We start from the raw sequence: 761 nt of genomic DNA on the forward strand, positions 1-761 counted from the left end.
ATCGTTCACCATTTCTTTAATTAGAGTTCATAATTACTGGTTATTGTATATACAACGCTAAGGCGATTATATAGAGGGCTTGGAGGTACAAGCCAATGGGTTATTTTTAGAAATCCCTGATACTTCGGTGTCGGGGATTTCGCTTTAATTGCTGTATTCAGACCGCCCGTTTTGCCTTTTTCTTGCGTTTCTCCTTTGCCTCTTCCTTTTGCTCTTCTCTTTTTGTAATGATTCCCTGTAGGCGCTCGATCTCGTTTTCAACCCATATTTTTGTACTCTCGTCTATTTTGTATATCCTAAGCAGTGATTCAAGCCTTGTTATTTCAGTGTTTAATTCCCGATCTGTCGGTTCTCTGAATTTATACATTTTTTCCTCCTTTTACCCCGCGCTTCTTACCGCTATTACCGCAAATACCACCGCGCATATGATTGCTGTTACTATCATCCATTTTCTGCTTTTATTCATGGCTGCGCCTCCTGCTCTATTATCTGCATGGCAAGCAGTACGGCGATTATCTTTGACACGCTTACACCAGATAAATCGCTTAATCTGCCAAGTTTTATTTCAAGATCAGGCTTTATTTTTACATCAATCGTTACTTTTCCTTTTTTGCCCATCTATTCCTCCTCCTGCGCTTCCCGCGCCTCAAACGGCTTTTCTTCAACTCGCCATTCGTCAGGTCTTTTTTGCCTGACAATAAAATCGTCAAGCGGTTTCCTGTCCTCACACATTGCATAATCTTTCCATCGGTGCGTCTGGT

The 761-nt window shown here is 41.5% G+C and carries 2 protein-coding genes; both read right to left on the reverse strand.

Translation table 11 applies throughout. From position 1 onward, the window contains the following. Positions 1 to 157: 157 nt before the first annotated feature. Complete coding sequence (locus CHK_RS03535) at positions 158 to 367, reverse strand: hypothetical protein (RefSeq protein ID WP_046442660.1); 210 nt, start codon at positions 365 to 367, stop codon at positions 158 to 160. A 95-nt stretch (positions 368 to 462) separates the two neighbouring features. Beyond that, positions 463 to 618, reverse strand: coding sequence for a hypothetical protein (locus CHK_RS16545; protein WP_160295583.1), 156 nt, complete (start codon positions 616 to 618; stop codon positions 463 to 465). Between the last annotated feature and the right edge of the window lie 143 nt (positions 619 to 761).

The sequence above is a fragment of the Christensenella hongkongensis genome, from assembly GCF_000981035.1.
GTDB lineage: Bacteria > Bacillota > Clostridia > Christensenellales > Christensenellaceae > Christensenella > Christensenella hongkongensis.

What these genes read in the sequence shown, in the direction of transcription:
- CHK_RS03535 (WP_046442660.1), bottom strand. Translation starts at nt 367, where the DNA reads ATGTATAAATTCAGAGAACCGACAGATCGGGAATTAAACACTGAAATA.
- CHK_RS16545 (WP_160295583.1), bottom strand. Translation starts at nt 618, where the DNA reads ATGGGCAAAAAAGGAAAAGTAACGATTGATGTAAAAATAAAGCCTGAT.